At 33.2% G+C, this 18,441-nt stretch carries 12 protein-coding genes; 10 read left to right on the forward strand and 2 right to left on the reverse strand.

The window, feature by feature from the left end; translation table 11 throughout:
• Positions 1-11 precede the first annotated feature (11 nt).
• The 4 genes from H8K90_RS06985 (at position 12) to queG (ending at position 5,028) form a co-directional block, all read left to right on the forward strand.
• Positions 12-1,079: a cytochrome c oxidase subunit II gene (locus H8K90_RS06985; protein WP_186845193.1), complete on the forward strand. Its 1,068-nt coding sequence runs from the start codon at positions 12-14 to the stop codon at positions 1,077-1,079.
• 32 nt (positions 1,080-1,111) lie between these two features.
• Entirely contained in the window at positions 1,112-2,905 is a 1,794-nt protein-coding gene (locus H8K90_RS06990; protein ID WP_186845194.1) for a cytochrome c oxidase subunit I, read from the forward strand.
• A gap of 135 nt (positions 2,906-3,040) precedes the next feature.
• Complete coding sequence (gene ruvB / locus H8K90_RS06995) at positions 3,041-4,063, forward strand: Holliday junction branch migration DNA helicase RuvB (protein WP_186845195.1); 1,023 nt, start codon at positions 3,041-3,043, stop codon at positions 4,061-4,063.
• Between the two features lie 38 nt (positions 4,064-4,101).
• Entirely contained in the window at positions 4,102-5,028 is a 927-nt protein-coding gene (queG, locus tag H8K90_RS07000; protein ID WP_222611320.1) for a tRNA epoxyqueuosine(34) reductase QueG, read from the forward strand.
• Here the strand turns inward: queG and H8K90_RS07005 are convergent.
• The gene (locus H8K90_RS07005; RefSeq protein ID WP_186845196.1) at positions 5,025-6,053 is read right to left on the reverse strand and encodes a LacI family DNA-binding transcriptional regulator; all 1,029 of its coding nucleotides are present in this window, start codon (positions 6,051-6,053) and stop codon (positions 5,025-5,027) included. The genes queG and H8K90_RS07005 overlap by 4 nt on opposite strands.
• A gap of 154 nt (positions 6,054-6,207) precedes the next feature.
• On the opposite strand from H8K90_RS07005, the gene H8K90_RS07010 reads away from it, so the two are divergent.
• The 4 genes from H8K90_RS07010 to H8K90_RS07025 all read left to right on the forward strand — a co-directional run bounded on the left by H8K90_RS07010 (position 6,208) and on the right by H8K90_RS07025 (position 13,019).
• On the forward strand, positions 6,208-8,838 hold the full coding sequence (locus tag H8K90_RS07010; protein ID WP_186845197.1) for a TonB-dependent receptor: 2,631 nt from the start codon (positions 6,208-6,210) through the stop codon (positions 8,836-8,838).
• A gap of 152 nt (positions 8,839-8,990) precedes the next feature.
• On the forward strand, positions 8,991-10,319 hold the full coding sequence (locus tag H8K90_RS07015) for an MFS transporter (RefSeq protein WP_186845198.1): 1,329 nt from the start codon (positions 8,991-8,993) through the stop codon (positions 10,317-10,319).
• Positions 10,320-10,339: 20 nt separating this feature from the next.
• Complete coding sequence (locus H8K90_RS07020; RefSeq protein WP_186845199.1) at positions 10,340-11,266, forward strand: carbohydrate kinase family protein; 927 nt, start codon at positions 10,340-10,342, stop codon at positions 11,264-11,266.
• 34 nt (positions 11,267-11,300) lie between these two features.
• The gene (locus H8K90_RS07025) at positions 11,301-13,019 is read left to right on the forward strand and encodes an alpha-amylase family protein (protein ID WP_246457546.1); all 1,719 of its coding nucleotides are present in this window, start codon (positions 11,301-11,303) and stop codon (positions 13,017-13,019) included.
• A 2-nt stretch (positions 13,020-13,021) separates the two neighbouring features.
• Here the strand turns inward: H8K90_RS07025 and H8K90_RS07030 are convergent, their stop codons facing one another.
• The gene (locus H8K90_RS07030) at positions 13,022-15,388 is read right to left on the reverse strand and encodes a DUF5686 family protein (RefSeq protein ID WP_186845201.1); all 2,367 of its coding nucleotides are present in this window, start codon (positions 15,386-15,388) and stop codon (positions 13,022-13,024) included.
• A gap of 107 nt (positions 15,389-15,495) precedes the next feature.
• Here H8K90_RS07030 and H8K90_RS07035 point away from each other — a divergent pair, with 107 nt between their 5' ends.
• Both H8K90_RS07035 and ruvA read left to right on the forward strand, forming a co-directional pair.
• Positions 15,496-17,778: an NADP-dependent malic enzyme gene (locus tag H8K90_RS07035; RefSeq protein WP_186845202.1), complete on the forward strand. Its 2,283-nt coding sequence runs from the start codon at positions 15,496-15,498 to the stop codon at positions 17,776-17,778.
• A 77-nt stretch (positions 17,779-17,855) separates the two neighbouring features.
• On the forward strand, positions 17,856-18,437 hold the full coding sequence (gene ruvA / locus H8K90_RS07040) for a Holliday junction branch migration protein RuvA (RefSeq protein WP_186845203.1): 582 nt from the start codon (positions 17,856-17,858) through the stop codon (positions 18,435-18,437).
• The last annotated feature ends 4 nt before the right edge of the window (positions 18,438-18,441 follow it).

An 18,441-nucleotide genomic window follows, 5' to 3' on the forward strand; every position in this document is an offset into this window, starting at 1 on the left:
CAGAAACGATAATGACTGCTTTATTAACGATTATAATTGTACTCTTTGTAACAGTTGCCTTATGGCAAATGATAAAGATTTTTGATTTAGCTCAAGTTGGTTCATCTAATACGCAAATTGCGGACGATAATGACAACAAACTTAATGGCTACTTAATGATGGGATTTTTAGTATTCATCTATGTAATTACCATAGCTAGTTTTTGGTATTTAGGTGATTTACCATTAATGTCTAATGCAGCCTCTGCGCATGGACCAGAAATAGATAATTTAATGATTATCTCAATGGTTCTCATTTTTATAGTTCAAACCGTTACACAATTTTTGTTACACTATTTTGCTTTTAAATATAGAGGTGAAAAAGGTAGAAAGGCATTGTTCTACGCAGATAACAACACTTTAGAGTTTGTATGGACCATAATTCCTGTAATTGTTTTAGCTGGTTTAATCATCTATGGATTATTTACCTGGAATGATATAATGAATATTGACGAGGATGAAGATCCTATGGTAATTGAATTATATGCACAACAGTTTAACTGGAAAGCGAGATATGGTGGTGCGGATAATGTACTTGGTCAAGCTAACGTAAGATTAATAGATTTAGATAAAGCAAATATATTAGGTGTTGCAGAAGATGACCCTAATGCGCAAGATGATGTTATAGTATCAGAGTTACACTTACCAGTTGGTCAACCTGTATTATTTAAAATGCGTTCTCAAGATGTATTGCATTCTGCTTATATGCCTCACTTTAGAGCTCAGATGAACTGTGTACCAGGTATGGTAACTCAATTCGGTTTTACCCCAACAATTACAACTGCAGAAATGCGTGAAAACCCAGATATAGTTGATAAGGTTCAAAATATCAATGCAATTAGATCTGAAAAAAGTAAAGAGTTAGCTGCAAATGGTGAAGAGGCTCTAGATCCTTATGAATTTGATTACTTATTATTATGTAATAAGATTTGTGGGAAGTCACACTACAATATGCAAATGAAGATAATTGTAGAGACACAAGAAGAATACGATGCATGGATGAAAGAGCAAAAAACCTTTGCTAATTCATTAAACAAATAATAAAATCATTTTAAGAAATAGATAAAGAGATTATGTCAGCAACAGTAGATACACACGGTCACGACGATCACGACGTACATCATCATAAAGAAACTTTTGTAACTAAATATATATTTAGTCAAGATCATAAAATGATTGCAAAGCAGTACCTTATTACAGGTACAATAATGGGTGTTATTGGTGTTTTAATGTCAATAATGTTCCGTATGCAAATTGCATGGCCAGAAGAGCCAAATGTATTATTTGAAGCTTTATTAGGTAAATGGGCACCAGGAGGTGTTATGGATGCAGATATTTATTTAGCACTCGTAACAATACATGGTACTATAATGGTTTTCTTTGTATTAACTGCAGGTTTAAGTGGTACATTTAGTAACCTCTTAATTCCATTGCAGATTGGTGCAAGAGACATGGCATCGGGCTTTTTAAATATGGTTTCTTACTGGTTATTTTTCTTGTCTAGTGTAATAATGATTATTTCGTTATTTGTAGAAGCAGGTCCTGCAGCAGCAGGTTGGACAATCTATCCACCGCTTTCGGCATTGCCTATGGCGCAAGGAGGATCTGGTATGGGTATGACCTTATGGTTAGTATCTATGGCAATTTTTATTGCATCATCTCTACTAGGTTCATTGAACTATATTGTTACTGTAATAAACTTACGTACTAAAGGTATGTCAATGACAAGATTGCCATTAACAATTTGGGCATTCTTTGTAACGGCAGTTATTGGCGTAATTTCATTCCCAGTATTATTATCTGCAGCGCTATTATTAATAATGGATAGAAGTTTTGGAACATCATTCTTCTTATCAGATATATTTATTCAAGGCGAAGTATTACATTATCAAGGTGGTTCACCTGTATTATTTGAACACCTATTTTGGTTCTTAGGTCACCCTGAAGTATACATTGTATTATTACCAGCATTAGGTATTACCTCAGAAATTATTGCAACAAATTCACGTAAACCAATATTCGGATATCGTGCCATGGTTGCTTCAATTTTAGCAATTGCATTCTTATCTACAATTGTTTGGGGTCACCATATGTTTATTTCAGGAATGAATCCATTCTTAGGTTCTGTATTTACATTTACAACCTTATTAATTGCCATTCCTTCTGCAGTAAAAGCATTTAACTATATAACCACTCTCTGGAAAGGTAACTTACAGATGAATCCGGCCATGCTGTTTTCAATCGGGTTAGTTTCTACATTTATTACAGGTGGATTAACAGGAATTATTTTAGGGGATAGTGCGTTAGATATTAATGTACACGATACGTATTTTGTAGTAGCGCACTTCCATTTAGTAATGGGTATATCTGCTCTTTATGGAATGTTTGCAGGTATTTATCATTGGTTCCCTAGAATGTTTGGTAGAATGCTAAATAAAAACCTAGGTTATTTGCATTTCTGGGTAACAGCAATATGTGCTTATGGTGTATTCTTTCCAATGCACTTTATAGGTATGGCTGGTTTACCAAGACGTTATTATACAAACTCAAATTTCCCATTATTTGATGATACTGCAAATGCCAATGTTGTTATAACAATGTTTGCTATTGTAGGTGGTATTTTCCAATTGGTATTCTTATACAATTTCTTTAGCAGTATGTTCTTTGGTAAAAAAGCACCACAGAACCCATGGAAATCTAACACCTTAGAGTGGACGGCACCAGTAAAACATATACATGGTAACTGGCCAGGAAAAATTCCTCATGTTTACAGATGGTCTTATGATTACAGTAAGCCAGGACACGATGATGACTTTGTACCTCAGAATGTACCAATGAAAGAAGGTGAAGAGGAACTACATCATTAAATCCCTTTTAATAAATGAGATATCAATTAAAGTGATTCACAATATTAAAGCCTTTCTGAAAACAGAAAGGCTTTTTCGTTATATTTGAGTATTGAATATTAATTTAATGAGATTCCTGTTTTCAGAGAATATGCTATGAACGAAAACCTAAATCCATCTAACGATAATTTTAGTCCTGAAGAATTGGATGTCGAAAGAAAGTTAAGACCATTAACTTTTGAAGACTTTACAGGCCAAGATCAGGTATTAGAAAATTTACTGGTATTTGTTCAAGCTGCTAACCTAAGAGATGAAGCTTTGGACCATACGTTGTTTCATGGACCTCCTGGTTTAGGAAAAACTACTTTAGCTCATATTTTAGCTAATGAATTAGATGTTGGCATAAAAGTCACTTCTGGACCAGTTTTAGACAAACCAGGTGATTTAGCTGGATTACTAACTAATCTAGAGGATCGTGACGTATTATTTATTGATGAAATCCACCGTTTAAGCCCAATTGTAGAAGAGTATTTGTACTCAGCTATGGAAGACTATAAAATTGACATTATGATTGAGTCTGGCCCAAATGCCAGAACAGTTCAAATCAATTTAAATCCATTTACTTTAGTTGGTGCTACAACGCGCTCTGGTTTACTTACAGCTCCAATGCGAGCCCGTTTTGGAATAAGCAGTAGACTTCAATATTATAAAACAGATTTATTAACCACGATTGTACAACGTAGTGCATCGATATTAAATGTTCCAATTTCTATGGAAGCAGCTATTGAAATTGCCGGACGTAGCAGAGGGACACCTAGAATTGCAAATGCTTTATTGAGGAGAGTTAGAGATTTTGCGCAAATAAAAGGTGATGGTAAAATTGATATTAAAATTGCAAAGTTTTCTCTTGAAGCATTGAATGTAGATACTCATGGTTTGGATGAAATGGATAACAAAATCCTAACTACTATTATCGATAAATTTAAAGGAGGGCCTGTTGGAATAAGTACAATTGCAACAGCTGTAAGTGAGAGTACAGAAACTATAGAAGAAGTTTACGAACCCTTTTTAATACAACAAGGCTTTATAATGCGCACACCAAGAGGCCGTGAGGTAACAGAACAAGCATATAAGCATTTAGGGAAAATAAAAGGACCGACTCAAGGAGGTTTATTTTAGCCCAATTTATTATTCTGAATTCGTTTCAGAATACCATAATGATAAACAACAAAACTAAATATACAGAACTCATTAGATCCGAAGCCAAACGCCTCGGATTTTTGTCTTGTGGTATTAGTAAAGCTGAATTCTTAGAAGAAGAAGCACCTCGTCTCGAAAAATGGTTGAAGAATAATGCTCATGGCGAAATGCGTTATATGGAAAACCATTTCGATAAGCGCTTAGATCCAACGTTATTAGTAGAAGGTTCTAAAAGTGTAGTGTCCCTGCTACTGAATTATTACCCTTCTGAAATTCAAACCGAAGATTCCTATAAGCTTTCAAAATATGCTTATGGCACAGATTATCACTTCGTTATTAAAGACAAACTAAAATCATTATTACAGTTTATTCAAGATGAAATTGGTGAGGTTGGTGGCAGAGCATTTGTAGATTCAGCACCAGTTTTAGATAAAGCTTGGGCTGCAAAATCGGGTTTAGGTTGGATTGGGAAACATTCCAATTTACTAACCCAACAAGTCGGTTCTTTCTATTTCATTGCAGAATTAATTATTGATCTAGAATTAGATTACGATTATCCAGTAACTGACCATTGTGGCACGTGCACAGCCTGTATTGATGCGTGCCCAACAGAAGCCATAACGGAACCTTATGTGGTTGATGGTAGCAAATGTATTTCGTATTTCACCATAGAACTCAAAGAAAACATACCAACAGAATTTAATGGAAAATTTGATGATTGGATGTTCGGTTGTGATGTGTGTCAAGATGTTTGCCCCTGGAATCGCTTTTCTAAATCGCATAGTGAACCTTTATTCAATCCACATCCAGATTTATTATCCATGACCAAAAAAGACTGGGAAGAAATTACAGAAGATACGTTTAGAAAAGTGTTTAAAAAATCAGCAGTAAAGCGTACAAAGTTTTCTGGGTTGAAGCGGAATATTGATTTTATTAAAGACTAGTTTTTTGTTGAACCTCTTTTAATAAGCTTTGTTTCTAATTCTATAGTTTTTAATTTTATAGGTGAATTTTGTTTTCTGTTTTTAATCTCCTTATATAAAAGTTTAAAGGCTTCTTTACCCATTTCATATCCAGGTTGGTTGATTGTGGTTAAAGTAGGTGATATAACAGAAGACATAAACCAATTACTAAAACCAACGACAGAAATATCCTCAGGGATCTTAATTCCTAATTTGTTAAATTCAGTAATAGCACCAATAGCCACCATATCTGTATTAATAAAAATACCATCTACATCTGTATGGTCGTTTAACAATTTTCTCGCACTCTCTTTACCTTCTTCAAAGCTATTGTCACCACATTCACAGATATAGACTAAAGATGGATCATAAGGCAAACCGTTATCTGTTAGAGCTTTTTTATAACCTAAAAAACGATCAATTGAATTTTGTGGTAAAAGTGGCCCTCTAAAGTGTGCAATACGCTTACAGCCAGTGTCAATTAAATGCTGTGTAGCCGTATAAGCTGCTTTACGATCATTAATTATAACCTTAGAACAATTAACGATTTTTGCAATTTTGTCAAACATTACCAGAGGTAAGTCTTGTGAAATTAAATCATTAAGGTGTTTAAAATTACCAGTTCCATTAGCAAGAGAAATAAGGATGCCATCTACTCTTTTGCTTAATAATAAATCAATTTGTTTCTTTTCAAGTTCATAAGATTCATTGGATTGAAGAATTATAACCAGATAACCTTTTTTTTCAGCTCTAGCAATAATTCCCTTAATTACACTTGAAAAAAAATGATGTACAACTTCAGGAATTATAAGACCTATTGTTTTTGATTCTTTAGTTCTGAGATTAACTGCAAATGCATTTGGTTTGTAGTTGAGAAGATCTACAGTTTCCTTTACCAAGCGTTTAGTCTTTTTACTAACATCTGGGTAATCTTTTAGGGCTTTTGAAACTGTTGAAACAGACATATTTAATGTTTCAGCAATTTGTTTTAGGGTTACGGGTTTCATAATAGAAGAAAAATAATAGCAAATATAATAAAATCGAAAACGTTTTCGGTGAAACGAAAACGTTTTCGATGAGAATTCTTTATTTTTTTTTACACATAAATATAAATTTGACAAATATTAAGCTAATAAAATACTAATTAAACAACTTGATGAAATGAAATCAATAAACAACAAAATGTATTTGCTATTACTGTTTACAATGATAACAGTGGTGGTTTCTGCGCAAAGCAGTATCTCAGGTATCGTTAAAGATACTGAAGGTATGACTCTTCCTGGTGTAAATGTAATTTTAGAAGGTACATCAAAAGGTGCTGTATCTGATATGGATGGAAATTATATAATTTCTAATGTAGAAAACGGAACTTATACAATAATAGGTTCATATTTAGGATTTAAAACATTTAAAAAATCTATTACAATTGATGGTAGTGACATTACTGTTGATATTACTATGGCGGAGGATGCGGAATCATTAGATCAGGTGGTGATAACAGGTGTTGTAAACCCAAAATCTAAACTAGAGTCGAGTGTCTCTGTTTCCACAATAGACGCTAAACTAATCGAACAAGCTGCGCCAAGAAGTGCTGGTGAACTTTTTAGAAATGTTCCAGGTATTCGTGCAGAATCATCAGGTGGTGAAGGTAATGCCAATTTTAATGTGCGTGGTGTACCAGTTTCTTCTGGTGGTTCAAGATATTTTCAAATTCAAGAAGATGGTTTACCATTAAATTTATTTGGTGATACATCTTTTGGAAATTCTGATAATTTTTTAAGAATAGACTCAAATATAGCAAGAGTTGAAGCTATAAGAGGTGGTTCTGCATCTACGCAAACTTCAAATGGTCCTGCAGGTATTATCAACATGATTAGTAAAACTGGTTCTACAGAAGGTGGTTCTATAGCGACTACATTTGGAGTGGATTACCAGACAAGCAGATTAGATTTTGAATATGGTACACCATTAGGTAATGGTTTGTCTTATCATATTGGTGGATTTATGAGAAATGGTGAAGGACCAAGAGAAATTGGTTACCAAGGAAATAAAGGTGGACAATTTAAAGCAAATATTACTAAACGATTTGAAAGTGGTTATGTACGTGTGTATACCAAATTTTTAAATGACAAATCAGTAATGTATTTACCAATGCCAATGCTATTAGAGGGTGATAATGACGATCCTACATATTCTAACTTACCTGGATTTGATATAACATCAGATGCTGTGCAATCAGCATATTTACAGCAAAGTGCAGGTACATCTCCATTTACTGGTGAAAATCATACTAATGATGTTAGGAATGGTAATAACCCAATATCAAAATCAATTGGTGCTGAATTCTCGTTTACATTACCTAACGATTGGACGTTAACAGGTAAAGCAAGATATTCTAATAATAGTGGTCAATGGGTTGCTCCATTTACAGCTGCTGTTGGTACAGTTGCAGATATCGAGGCAACTGCCAGAGATGCTGCAGGTGCTGGTGCAGAACCATTAGTTTATGCAGATGGTGCTAGAGAAGCTTTTAATCCATCAAATGGATTAGCACAAATTATACATATGTTCGATGTAACTGTAGATGATTTAAGTAACTTTTTTAGTGACGTAAAAGTGTCTAAAAAAATTGGCGATAATGTTGGTGTTACTGCTGGTTTATTTACTGCAACACAAAATACTAAAATAGGATGGCAATGGAGCTCTTTTCTTTCTGAAGTTAAAGGAGGAGGAGATGCAAGGTTAGCTGATTTTGATGGTTTCTCAAGAAATGGTCAATATTCTTATGGTACACCAGTTTGGGGTAACTGTTGTCAACGTAAGTATAATACTGTGCATACAGTGAATTCACCGTATGTTGGTATAGATGCTGACATTAATGACAAGTTAAACTTTGATGGAAGTGTGCGTTTTGAGAATGTTAAGGTTAATGGTAATATCGCGGCAGGTCCAACTAGTACTGATTCTTACGATTACAATGGTGATGGTGTTATACAAGGTATTGAGCAAGTTGTACCAATCGTATCAGGTGCAGATGGACAAATCGTTAATGATGATTACAACTTTGTATCATATTCTGCTGGTTTAAATTATAAAATAGATGATGGTTCTGCAGTATTTGCAAGATATAGTGCAGGTGCTTCAGGTAGAGCTGCAGATAGAAATACTTATGGAACAGATGGTAAAGGTGATGTTCAATTTGATGAACTTTCTCAACTAGAAGTTGGTTACAAGAAAAGACTTAAAAATGGTGTCCTTAATCTAACAGGTTTTATGAGTAACACTGAAGAAGGAATTAGTAATGAATTAAATAGAACTGTTGGTAACCCATTTAAAGCATTGGGTATCGAAGCAGAAACAGCTTTAGCTTTTGGTGAGAACTTCTATGTAAACGGTTCTTTAACTTGGACAAAAGCAGAAATTGATGGTGGAGCTAATAAAGGTAATACACCAAGAAGACAAGCGGATTTTGTTTATAATTTTTCGCCTTCTTATAATTTCGGTGCAGATAGCAGACATTCAGTAGCATTAAGTGTTTTAGGAACATCTAAATCTTATGCTCAAGATGATAATGATTTAGTTATGCCAGGATATGCATATTTTAATTTAATTGGAAGAGCTGGTTTAACTGAAGGACTTTCTTTAGTGTTAAGTGTAAACAATTTATTTGACACTGTAGGTATTACTGAGGTTGAAGGAAATGGTGATGGTGCTTTCGGTAGTAATAGATTAGTAAGAGCAAGATCTATTAGTGGTCGTTCTTCAACATTATCTTTACAATATAAATTTTAAGAAAAGAATTTATTATTTGAGTTAATAATAATTTTTAAGTTTGATTGATTGGTAAAAAAGAGTCAGTGCTAAATATTTATCACTGGCTCTTTTCTTAAAACGACTAATTGAGGGTATCAAATTAACAACAATTTTTAAAATAAATCAGAACTATGTTAAAGACAAAACCTAAATTAAGCTTCTGGCAAATACTCAATATGAATGTTGGGTTTTTCGGAATTCAGTATAGCTTTGGTCTACAACAAAGTGCTGTAACACCAATTTATGATTTCTTAGGTGCTAGTCCAGATCAAATTCCGATATTACATCTCGCTGGGCCAGTTACAGGATTATTAGTTCAACCTATTATTGGTGCTTTAAGTGATAAAACATGGAGTCCAAAATTCGGAAGAAGAAAGCCATTTTTCTTAATTGGAGCAATTTTATGTAGTTTAACTCTATTAGCTTTCCCGTTTAGTAGTAGTTTATGGATGGCTGCTGGTTTACTCTGGATTTTAGATGCAGGTAATAATACAGCAATGGAACCTTACAGAGCTCTTATTGCAGATAATCTAGATGATGAGCAACAACCTTTAGGTTTTCAAATGCAAAGCTTCTTTACTGGTTTGGGGCAAGTTTTAGCTAATTTATCATTGTTTATCTTTCCTATGATTTTTATAGGAATGACTGGGTCATTACCAACTTGGGTATATGCTTCCTTTTTCTTAGGAGCGTTTTGTTCTATAGCTTCAATATTATGGAGTATTAGTAAAACAAAAGAAATTCCACCAACTGATGAAGAGTTGGCAAAATTAAAAAGTGAAAAACGAAGTGTTTTAGGGCCCTTGATAGAAATTTTTGCCGCCATAAAAGATATGCCAAAAGTAATGTGGCAGTTAGCATTGGTATATTTATTTCAATGGTATGCTTTATTCTGTTACTGGCAAAATTCATCAAAAAGTGTTGCCCTTTCTGTTTGGAATGCAACACCTGATAATAAAGAAGCTTATAGTGAGGCAGTAAGCTGGACAGGTCTCGTTAACGGTTGGTACAATGTGGTTACTTTTTTGGTAGCATTTGCTTTAGTTGGCTTTGCGAAAAAGTACAGTGCAAAAAGGGTGCATGCCTTTTGTTTACTTATAGCTGCAATAGGTTTTTTAGCTTTCCCTCATATAGAAAACAAAAACTTATTATTTTTTGCAATAACAGGTTTTGGTATTGGATGGGCAAGTATGATGGGTATACCATATTTGTTGGTAGTTTCCGAAATTCCAAAAGAAAGGTATGGAGTATATATGGGAATTATTAATATGATGATTGTTGTACCAATGATTTTGCAAACTGTATCATTCGGTTATATTTTAAAACATTTTTTAAATAATGATCCACGTCAAGCTATAACATTTGCTGGAGTACTTTTAATCATTAGCGCCGTTTTGACGATGCTTATTAAGAATAAAAAAACATCAGATACTATTATACCACCATCAACAAGTCACTAAAAATCTAATCTAAATTTATTATGAAAAACATAGACATTCTATGTGTAGGCGAAGTCCTAATAGATTTTATCGGACATCAAAAAGATGTTCAAATTAATAATACGAGAGATTATCATAGGTATTTAGGAGGTTCACCTACTAATGTGGCCATGAATTCGGCAAGGTTAGGATTAAATTCTAAAATGGTAGCCAGTGTTGGCGATGATGGTTTTGGCGAATACATCTTTGAACGATTAAATGAAGTTAATGTAAATACACAATCCATTTCTAAAATAGAGAAAAAACCAACTAGTGTAATCTTTGTTTCTAGAACTCAAAATACACCAGAATTTATACCTTATCGCGAGGCGGATTATTTTATTTTAGAAGATCAAATTTCTAGGGAGCTATTAAAATATACTAATATTTTTCATACTACATGCTTTGCTCTTAGTAAAAACCCTGCTCAATCAACTATATTGACAAAAGCTGAAGAAGCTTTTAACTTAGGCTGTCAGTTAAGTATTGATATTAATTATGCCGATGAGCTTTGGGACGATAAAGAGGAAGCGCTAAGAGTAATTTCAGCGTATTGCAAATTTAATCCATTAATTAAAATTAGTGAGGACGATATGCTTAGGCTTTTTGAGCGCAAATTACCACACAATGAAATTTTTGAATTTTTTCATAACGAAGGAGTCGACACAATATGTTTAACATTGGGTAGTAAAGGTGTTAAATTAGCTCAAAAAAATAAAGAAACTATACAATTACCAGCCATAAAAGTAGATAATGTAATGGATGCCACTGGCGCTGGTGATGCATTTTGGTCTGGATTCTTATTCGCTTACATTAAAGAAAAGCCTAGTAAGGAATGTCTAGAGGTTGCTTTGCAATTGGCGGCCCTAAAACTTCAAAACGTTGGAAGACTACCAGATAACATCGATATTTTATCTAAACTTTTATAGTAATTATTTACTAAGAATCTAAAAAATGAGCCATATGATTTCAAATGGTGTAATGCTAAATGCATATCCAGATAGTATTGGTAACAAATTAAGCGATACAATTAAAATGCTTAAAATGCCCGAGTTTAAAGATGCATTTTCTTTATTCTATGTACTACCTACTTTTTTCAATAGTGATTTAGACAGAGGTTTTTCTGTAATTGACTATAACCTTAATAAAGAATTAGTTTCAGAAGAAGATTTAATGGCATTGAATGAGCTAAATATTATGCTAAAGTTTGATATAGTATTAAATCATTTATCTGTTGCTTCACCTCAGTTTAAAGATTTATTACAGCATGGAGAAGACTCTAAATACAAAGACTTTTTTATTAACTGGAATACCTTTTGGGAAGGTAACGGGACAAAAAATGAAGATGGAATTATAATCCCCAAAGAAGAATTTCTCAATAAGTTATTCATGAGAAAATCAGGCTTACCTATTTTAAAAGTACCTTTTCCAGATGGGTCTAAACAACCGTATTGGAATACTTTTTATCAGCAAATTACTTACAATAAAATTTCTGAAGCTGATTTAAATAGTATTAAAGAATTAAATAATGTCGACAAAACAATAATAGTAGAACAGGTTAATAAGGCTATAGAGCAAAATAAAGATTTTAGTTCTATAGACTTTAAGAATTTCAATCATTTAAAACACGAAATACAAAACGTAGTAGACCGCAACTGCACCTATTTGGGTCAGATGGATGTTAATGCAAATTCTGAATTGGTTTGGGATTTTTATGAAGAAACACTAGCTAAGGTAAAGCGTTTTGGGTGTAAAATTTTGAGATTAGATGCCTTTGCATATTTGCATAAAGAAGTTGGACAATCTAACTTTTTCAATAAGCCAGGTACTTGGGAACATTTAGAGCGCATTAACCAAATTGCCAAAAAAAATGAATTAATACTCTTGCCAGAAATCCATGCAGAATATGGGTTAGATTTACACGATGAGGTTGCCGAGAAAGGTTACCAAATATATGATTTTTTCTTGCCAGGATTAGTTATTCATACGCTAGAAAAAGGTAAAAATAAAGCCTTGATAAAGTGGGCCAAAGAAATAATTGATAAAGATTACAAGACTGTAAACATGTTAGGGTGCCACGATGGAATTCCTGTTTTAGATTTAAAAGGGAAAGAAGTTAATGGTACATATAACAAAGGCTTATTAGAAGATGAAGAGATAGAAGATATAATGAATGCGATTATGGATCGTGGAGGTAGAGTAAAAAATTTATATGACCCTTCTGGTAAAAAGATTTCTTACTATCAAGTTAATGCCACATTCTTTAGCGCATTAGGTGAAAATGAACAAAAATTATTATTATCTCGAGCTATTCAGTTATTTATGCCAGGTATTCCGCAAATATGGTATCTAGATATTTTTGCTGGAAAAAACGATTATGAGGCTGCAGACGAAGCTGGTAGTGGAGGACATAAAGAAATTAATAGAACGACATTATCTCTAGATACTATTAAAAAGGGGCTTAAAACTGATATTGTTAATAATCAGCTAAAGTTAATTCGGTTAAGAAATACTTCAAAAGCATTTTTAGGTAATATAAAAATCAATGAATCTTTAGAAAATGAAATTGATGTAGTTTGGAAAAACAACGGACATATGGCGCAATTAAATGCAAACCTTAAGACTTACAAGTTTACCGTTACCTATAAAAATGAATTGGAAAATAAAGTGCTAAGTTTTTAGCTTTACTTAAAGCTAAAACCCATAGAATATTTAAAGGCAAAGTTATCACTGGATTTTTCTAGATGATGATATCCATAACGGTAAAAGGCACCAACTCCAATTCCAAAATAACCTAATTCCATAAGAGGTATTTTAATAAGGTTTTGAAGCTCTAAACCGGTTTCAAGAAAAATGTTTTCTTTGGTTTTAAAAGCTATACTTTGATGAGATGAAGCATTATCTAAACGACCAACTCCAAAGTTGTTGTGCAATAAAACATCTGGCTGAAGATAACCTTTGTTATTAAACAATCTTCCAAAATTATGTGTAGTAAATAGATGCGCATATTTGTCTGACAAAAACTCATAAGGCACAGCTGTTTGAAAATAATTTCGAACAACAAAAGGAATATCTTTATCGTAAGTGCCTTCTCCAGTAAACAATAATCCGTAAGGGAGTGTACTATCTATATAACCTAAATCTAAACGGTAAGTTGTTTTACCAAGTCCTTTGGTATTAAAACTATGGTCTAACGTAAATCGTAATTTGTTATATCTAAAATCACTGTCAAAAGTTCCGTTTAATCCTTTCGAATAAATAAGGTTGAACACAGGTGCATCATTAGGCATTCTGGTTGTGATACCAAAGTTGTTAACCAGCTTTTCTTTTACGTGGTAACCAATACCCAGATTTATTTCAGAGTTTGTATAATTGGTAATTGAAGAGCCATTATACACAAATTGATAATCATAAAGCGGAGTAACTTTGGCCGTATTAAAGCCTAAAGACCAATTTATATTTCTGTAGAGTTTCATGTTGGTATTAATACTGTAGGCTTCAATGCCATCCATTTGGCTAGCAATCCAGTTGCGCTGTACAAAGGGGTTTTCAACGCTATTACCAGAGAATTTACCTGTTTCGCGTAAATCGTTTACATATTTTAGCTGAATAGAAATATCCTTTTTTCCTGGAACTTCAATTAAAAGATCTCCACCATATTTCCAGGCTTTATCTTTAAAACCGTAAGCCGCATAACCACCAATGGAGACATCTTTAAAAATATCGTCATTTGTATACAAACCCAACCCGATTCTATTTCCTTCGTATTTATTATATCGTAGTAGTTGATTTATATCCACATCAACATATTTAAAAGGAATACGTCCTTTAAGCAGACTAGGTAATAAGTTAAAAATCTTATCTATTTTTATTTTCTCACCTAAACTATCTATAAAAGCATAAGTTCTTTTTTCTCTAAAGTCTAAGGTGTCTCTTCTGTTTAGTGACCAAAAGTCATCGCCTTTAGAGCTCGCTCCTTTAGGTAATGTTACAGAAAAAAATGGAAAATCTTTTTTAGATAATGATGCATTAGGTTTAATTTCCGACAAATAGCTTTTACCGACATACTTAGCGCTTCCAAAACCTTCTCCTACATTAATTTCAAAATTTAATTGTTCAGGAAACCAATACGAATTTTCAATGTAATTGTATTTCTGCTGAATGGTAACATTAATTTTTCCAGAATTAAATGTCGTAGCATCCACGCTTTGTACAGCATATTTATTAGAATTGATTTGTAGAAAGCCTTTTAAACCTTCAAAATTTCTGTTGCTTTTCGGTTCAAAGGAAATTACGAAAACAGTATCATTGCCTTTAATATATTCTTCTTTAAGCCTAAATTTATATTTACGTGTACTACCTTTAGAAATAGGGTTCAGGTAATTCGTTTCAAACAATGAAATATGTTCTTCATAAAAAGAAAATGGCTGAAAAGCATTCGCTAACATGGCGAATTGAGGGTTTTTAAATCCGGATGATCTTGTTGCTATAACACTGTCTTCAGAGAATCTTGGTTTTAGATATTTATGTTTGGCAATGGTCTCTGTGATAAAAAAATAAGAACCTTTCATAATACTATCGAGTTTTTCTCTAATAGTATCCCTTTCCTTTTTTTGGTTTCCAGTTGTTATAATAATCTTGTCGTAAGATTTGTAGGTATACGAGTTTAAATTTTCAGGATTATTAAGATCTTTACTAGCAACAGCCAATCTAATAATACGATGTGCAGGATTTTCGCCATCAATTACAACTTCATCTAACTCGCTAACTTTAGATTTTAACCTAATAAATTGAGATGTGATTTTATTTAACCTTAAGGTTTTGGTTTCATAACCAACATAACTAATAGTTATTATTTCAATATCACGAGGTATATAAAAAACTCCATCAATATCTGTAGATGTCCCTTTATAATCGACCTCACTAAACAATACATTAGCGAAAGGGATAACATTTTCTGTTGTATCATCGATAAGTGTGAATTTTTTATGGGATTGACCATGAATATTTAAACTCAATAAAAGCAAAGGAAATAAAAAGAAATATTTCATTGAAGGGATGTGTTATAAGTTACTAAATAACGGAATTTTTTTAAATCAATTAGATATTTATAACAAACGTTCAAATACTTATCTTTGCGTCTTAATCCATTCAGATTATGAGTAAACAAAGTAAACGTATTGAGGCTTTAGTATATCATGCAAAGCCAACTCCAGGAAAGATAAAAGTAGTACCAACAAAAAAGTATGCGTCGCAACGCGATTTGTCCTTAGCCTACTCACCTGGTGTGGCAGAGCCATGTTTAGAAATCGAAAAAGATGTTGAAAATGTATATAAATATACCGCTAAAGGTAATTTGGTTGCTGTAATATCTAATGGAACAGCGGTTTTAGGGCTAGGAAATATTGGTCCAGAAGCTTCTAAGCCTGTTATGGAAGGTAAGGGCTTACTCTTTAAAATATTTGCAGATATAGATGTTTTTGATATCGAAGTGGATACAGAAAACATTGAAGAATTTATTGCAACAGTTAAGAATATAGCACCAACTTTTGGTGGTATTAATCTCGAAGATATAAAAGCACCAGAAGCGTTTGAAATTGAACGTCGCTTAAAGGAAGAGTTAGACATTCCTGTAATGCACGATGATCAACATGGTACAGCAATAATATCTGCTGCGGCATTAATAAATGCTCTCGAGATTGCGGAAAAAAAGATTGAGGATGTAAAAATTGTTGTAAGTGGTGCTGGTGCAGCTGCTATATCATGTACAAGATTATACCAAGCATGTGGTGCACTTAGAGAGAACATCGTAATGTTAGATAGCAAAGGTGTTATTAGAGAGAATAGAGATAATCTTACATCTCAAAAAGCTGAATTTGCTACACATCGCAAAATTGATACGTTAGCTGAAGCTATGGAAAATGCAGATGTGTTTATAGGTTTATCTCAACCTAATATAGTATCACCAGAGATGCTAAAATCAATGGCTGTAAACCCTATAGTATTTGCGATGGCAAATCCGGTTCCAGAAATTAACTACCAATTAGCAATAGATACTAGAGATGATATAATTATGGCAACTGGCCGAAGTGATCATCCTAATCAAGTAAATAATGTTTTAGGCTTTCCGTTTATTTTTAGAGGTGCATTAGATGTAAGAGCAACTAAAATTAACGAAGCTATGAAAATGGCTGCTGTTAAGGCTTTATCTAAATTAGCAAAAGAGCCAGTGCCAGAACAAGTTAATATTGCTTATGCAGAAACACGTCTTACTTTTGGTAAAGATTATATCATTCCAAAGCCATTTGATCCAAGATTAATTGCAGAAGTTCCGCCAGCTGTTGCTAAAGCTGCAATGGAAAGTGGTGTCGCCAAAGAACCTATTGAAGATTGGGATCGTTATAAAAATTCTTTACTCGAACGTTTAGGGTCAGATAATAAGCTTGTTCGTATGCTATTGAGTAGAGCAAAAACGAATCCTAAACGTGTAGTTTTTGCTGAAGCAGACCAATTAGATGTATTAAAAGCGGCACAAATTGCTTACGATGAAGGTGTTGCTCATCCTATTCTTTTGGGTAGAAAAGAAACCATTATTGAACTCATGGAAGAGATTGAGTTTGATGCTGATGTGCCAATTATAGACCCTAAATCAGACGAAGAATTAGAACGAAAAAACCGTTATGCTAAAGCATATTGGGAAAAACGTAAACGACAAGGAGTTACAATATATTCTGCAGAAAAGAAAATGAGAGAGCGTAATTATTATGCTGCAATGATGGTAAATGTAGGTGACGCAGATACCTTGATAACAGGATATTCACGCAATTATCCTTCAGTTGTAAAGCCTATGTTAGAATTAATAGGTATGGCTCCAGGGGTTTCTAGAGTAGCCACTACCAATGTAATGATGACACAGAGAGGACCAATGTTTTTAAGTGATACATCTATAAACATTAACCCAACTGCTAAAGATTTAGCAAGAATAGCACGTATGACATCTAGAGTTACTAAAATGTTTGGTATAGATCCTGTAACAGCTATGATATCGTATTCAAATTTTGGATCATCAGAAAATCCTCGTGCAGAAAAAGTAAAAGAAGCTGTATTGTATTTACATAAAGCGTATCCTGATATGATTGTAGATGGTGAGGTACAAGCAGATTTTGCTTTAAATTCTAAAATGCTTCAAGACATTTTTCCGTTTTCAAAATTGGCAGGTAGAAAAGTGAATACGCTTATTTTTCCAAATTTAGATTCAGCAAATATTACGTATAAATTGTTGAAGGAACTCAATAAAGCAGAATCAATTGGTCCAATTATGATGGGTATGGCAAAGCCAGTTCATATATTACAATTAGGTGCAAGTGTAGATGAAATTGTAAACATGACAGCTATTTCGGTTATCGATGCACAAGAGCGTGAAAAAAAACAGCAGAAATAGTTGTTTTCTTGGGCTTTATGAAGCCTTTGTAATGAAAATAATTTTATTACATTTGAAACATTAACCTATAGTAATAAATGATTACACACTTAGAGGGCAAACTTGTAGAAAAAAATCCGACGGATGTTGTTATAGATTGCAATGGTGTAGGATACTTTATTAATATTTCACTTCATACGTTTTCGCAAATTCCAGACAGAGAAAACTTGAAACTATATACGTATCTTCAAGTAAGAGAAGATTCACATAGCCTTTATGGGTTTTCTTCAAAAGCTGAACGCGAAATATTCAAATTATTAATATCTGTTAGTGGTATTGGTGCTAATACAGCACGTACCATGTTATCTTCTTTAACACCAGAACAAGTAAAAGAAGGTATAGCTAGTGGTGATGTGGCTTTAATACAAAGTGTAAAGGGAATTGGTGCAAAAACAGCACAAAGAGTCATTATAGATTTAAAAGATAAAGTGTTAAAAGTCTATGGTATTGACGAACTTTCTTTAATACCAAACAATACACACAAAGATGAGGCGTTATCTGCTTTAGATGTTTTAGGTTTTAACAAAAAACAATCAGAAAAAGTGGTTGATAGAATTTTGAAAACACAACCAGATGCCCTTGTAGAGCAAATTATTAAAGAAGCTCTAAAAAACTTATAATGCA

Source organism: Winogradskyella echinorum, assembly GCF_014297365.1.
GTDB classification, from domain to species: Bacteria; Bacteroidota; Bacteroidia; order Flavobacteriales; family Flavobacteriaceae; genus Winogradskyella; species Winogradskyella echinorum.

Excerpts from the sequence above, each read along its gene's own strand:
- H8K90_RS07030 (WP_186845201.1), bottom strand. The coding sequence starts at position 15,388 with ATGAAATATTTCTTTTTATTTCCTTTGCTTTTATTGAGTTTAAATATT.
- H8K90_RS07005 (WP_186845196.1), bottom strand. The coding sequence starts at position 6,053 with ATGAAACCCGTAACCCTAAAACAAATTGCTGAAACATTAAATATGTCT.
- H8K90_RS06990 (WP_186845194.1), top strand. The coding sequence starts at position 1,112 with ATGTCAGCAACAGTAGATACACACGGTCACGACGATCACGACGTACAT.
- H8K90_RS07010 (WP_186845197.1), top strand. The coding sequence starts at position 6,208 with ATGAAATCAATAAACAACAAAATGTATTTGCTATTACTGTTTACAATG.
- H8K90_RS07020 (WP_186845199.1), top strand. The coding sequence starts at position 10,340 with ATGAAAAACATAGACATTCTATGTGTAGGCGAAGTCCTAATAGATTTT.
- H8K90_RS07015 (WP_186845198.1), top strand. The coding sequence starts at position 8,991 with ATGTTAAAGACAAAACCTAAATTAAGCTTCTGGCAAATACTCAATATG.
- ruvB (WP_186845195.1), top strand. The coding sequence starts at position 3,041 with ATGAACGAAAACCTAAATCCATCTAACGATAATTTTAGTCCTGAAGAA.
- H8K90_RS07035 (WP_186845202.1), top strand. The coding sequence starts at position 15,496 with ATGAGTAAACAAAGTAAACGTATTGAGGCTTTAGTATATCATGCAAAG.
- queG (WP_222611320.1), top strand. The coding sequence starts at position 4,102 with ATGATAAACAACAAAACTAAATATACAGAACTCATTAGATCCGAAGCC.
- ruvA (WP_186845203.1), top strand. The coding sequence starts at position 17,856 with ATGATTACACACTTAGAGGGCAAACTTGTAGAAAAAAATCCGACGGAT.
- H8K90_RS06985 (WP_186845193.1), top strand. The coding sequence starts at position 12 with ATGACTGCTTTATTAACGATTATAATTGTACTCTTTGTAACAGTTGCC.
- H8K90_RS07025 (WP_246457546.1), top strand. The coding sequence starts at position 11,301 with ATGATTTCAAATGGTGTAATGCTAAATGCATATCCAGATAGTATTGGT.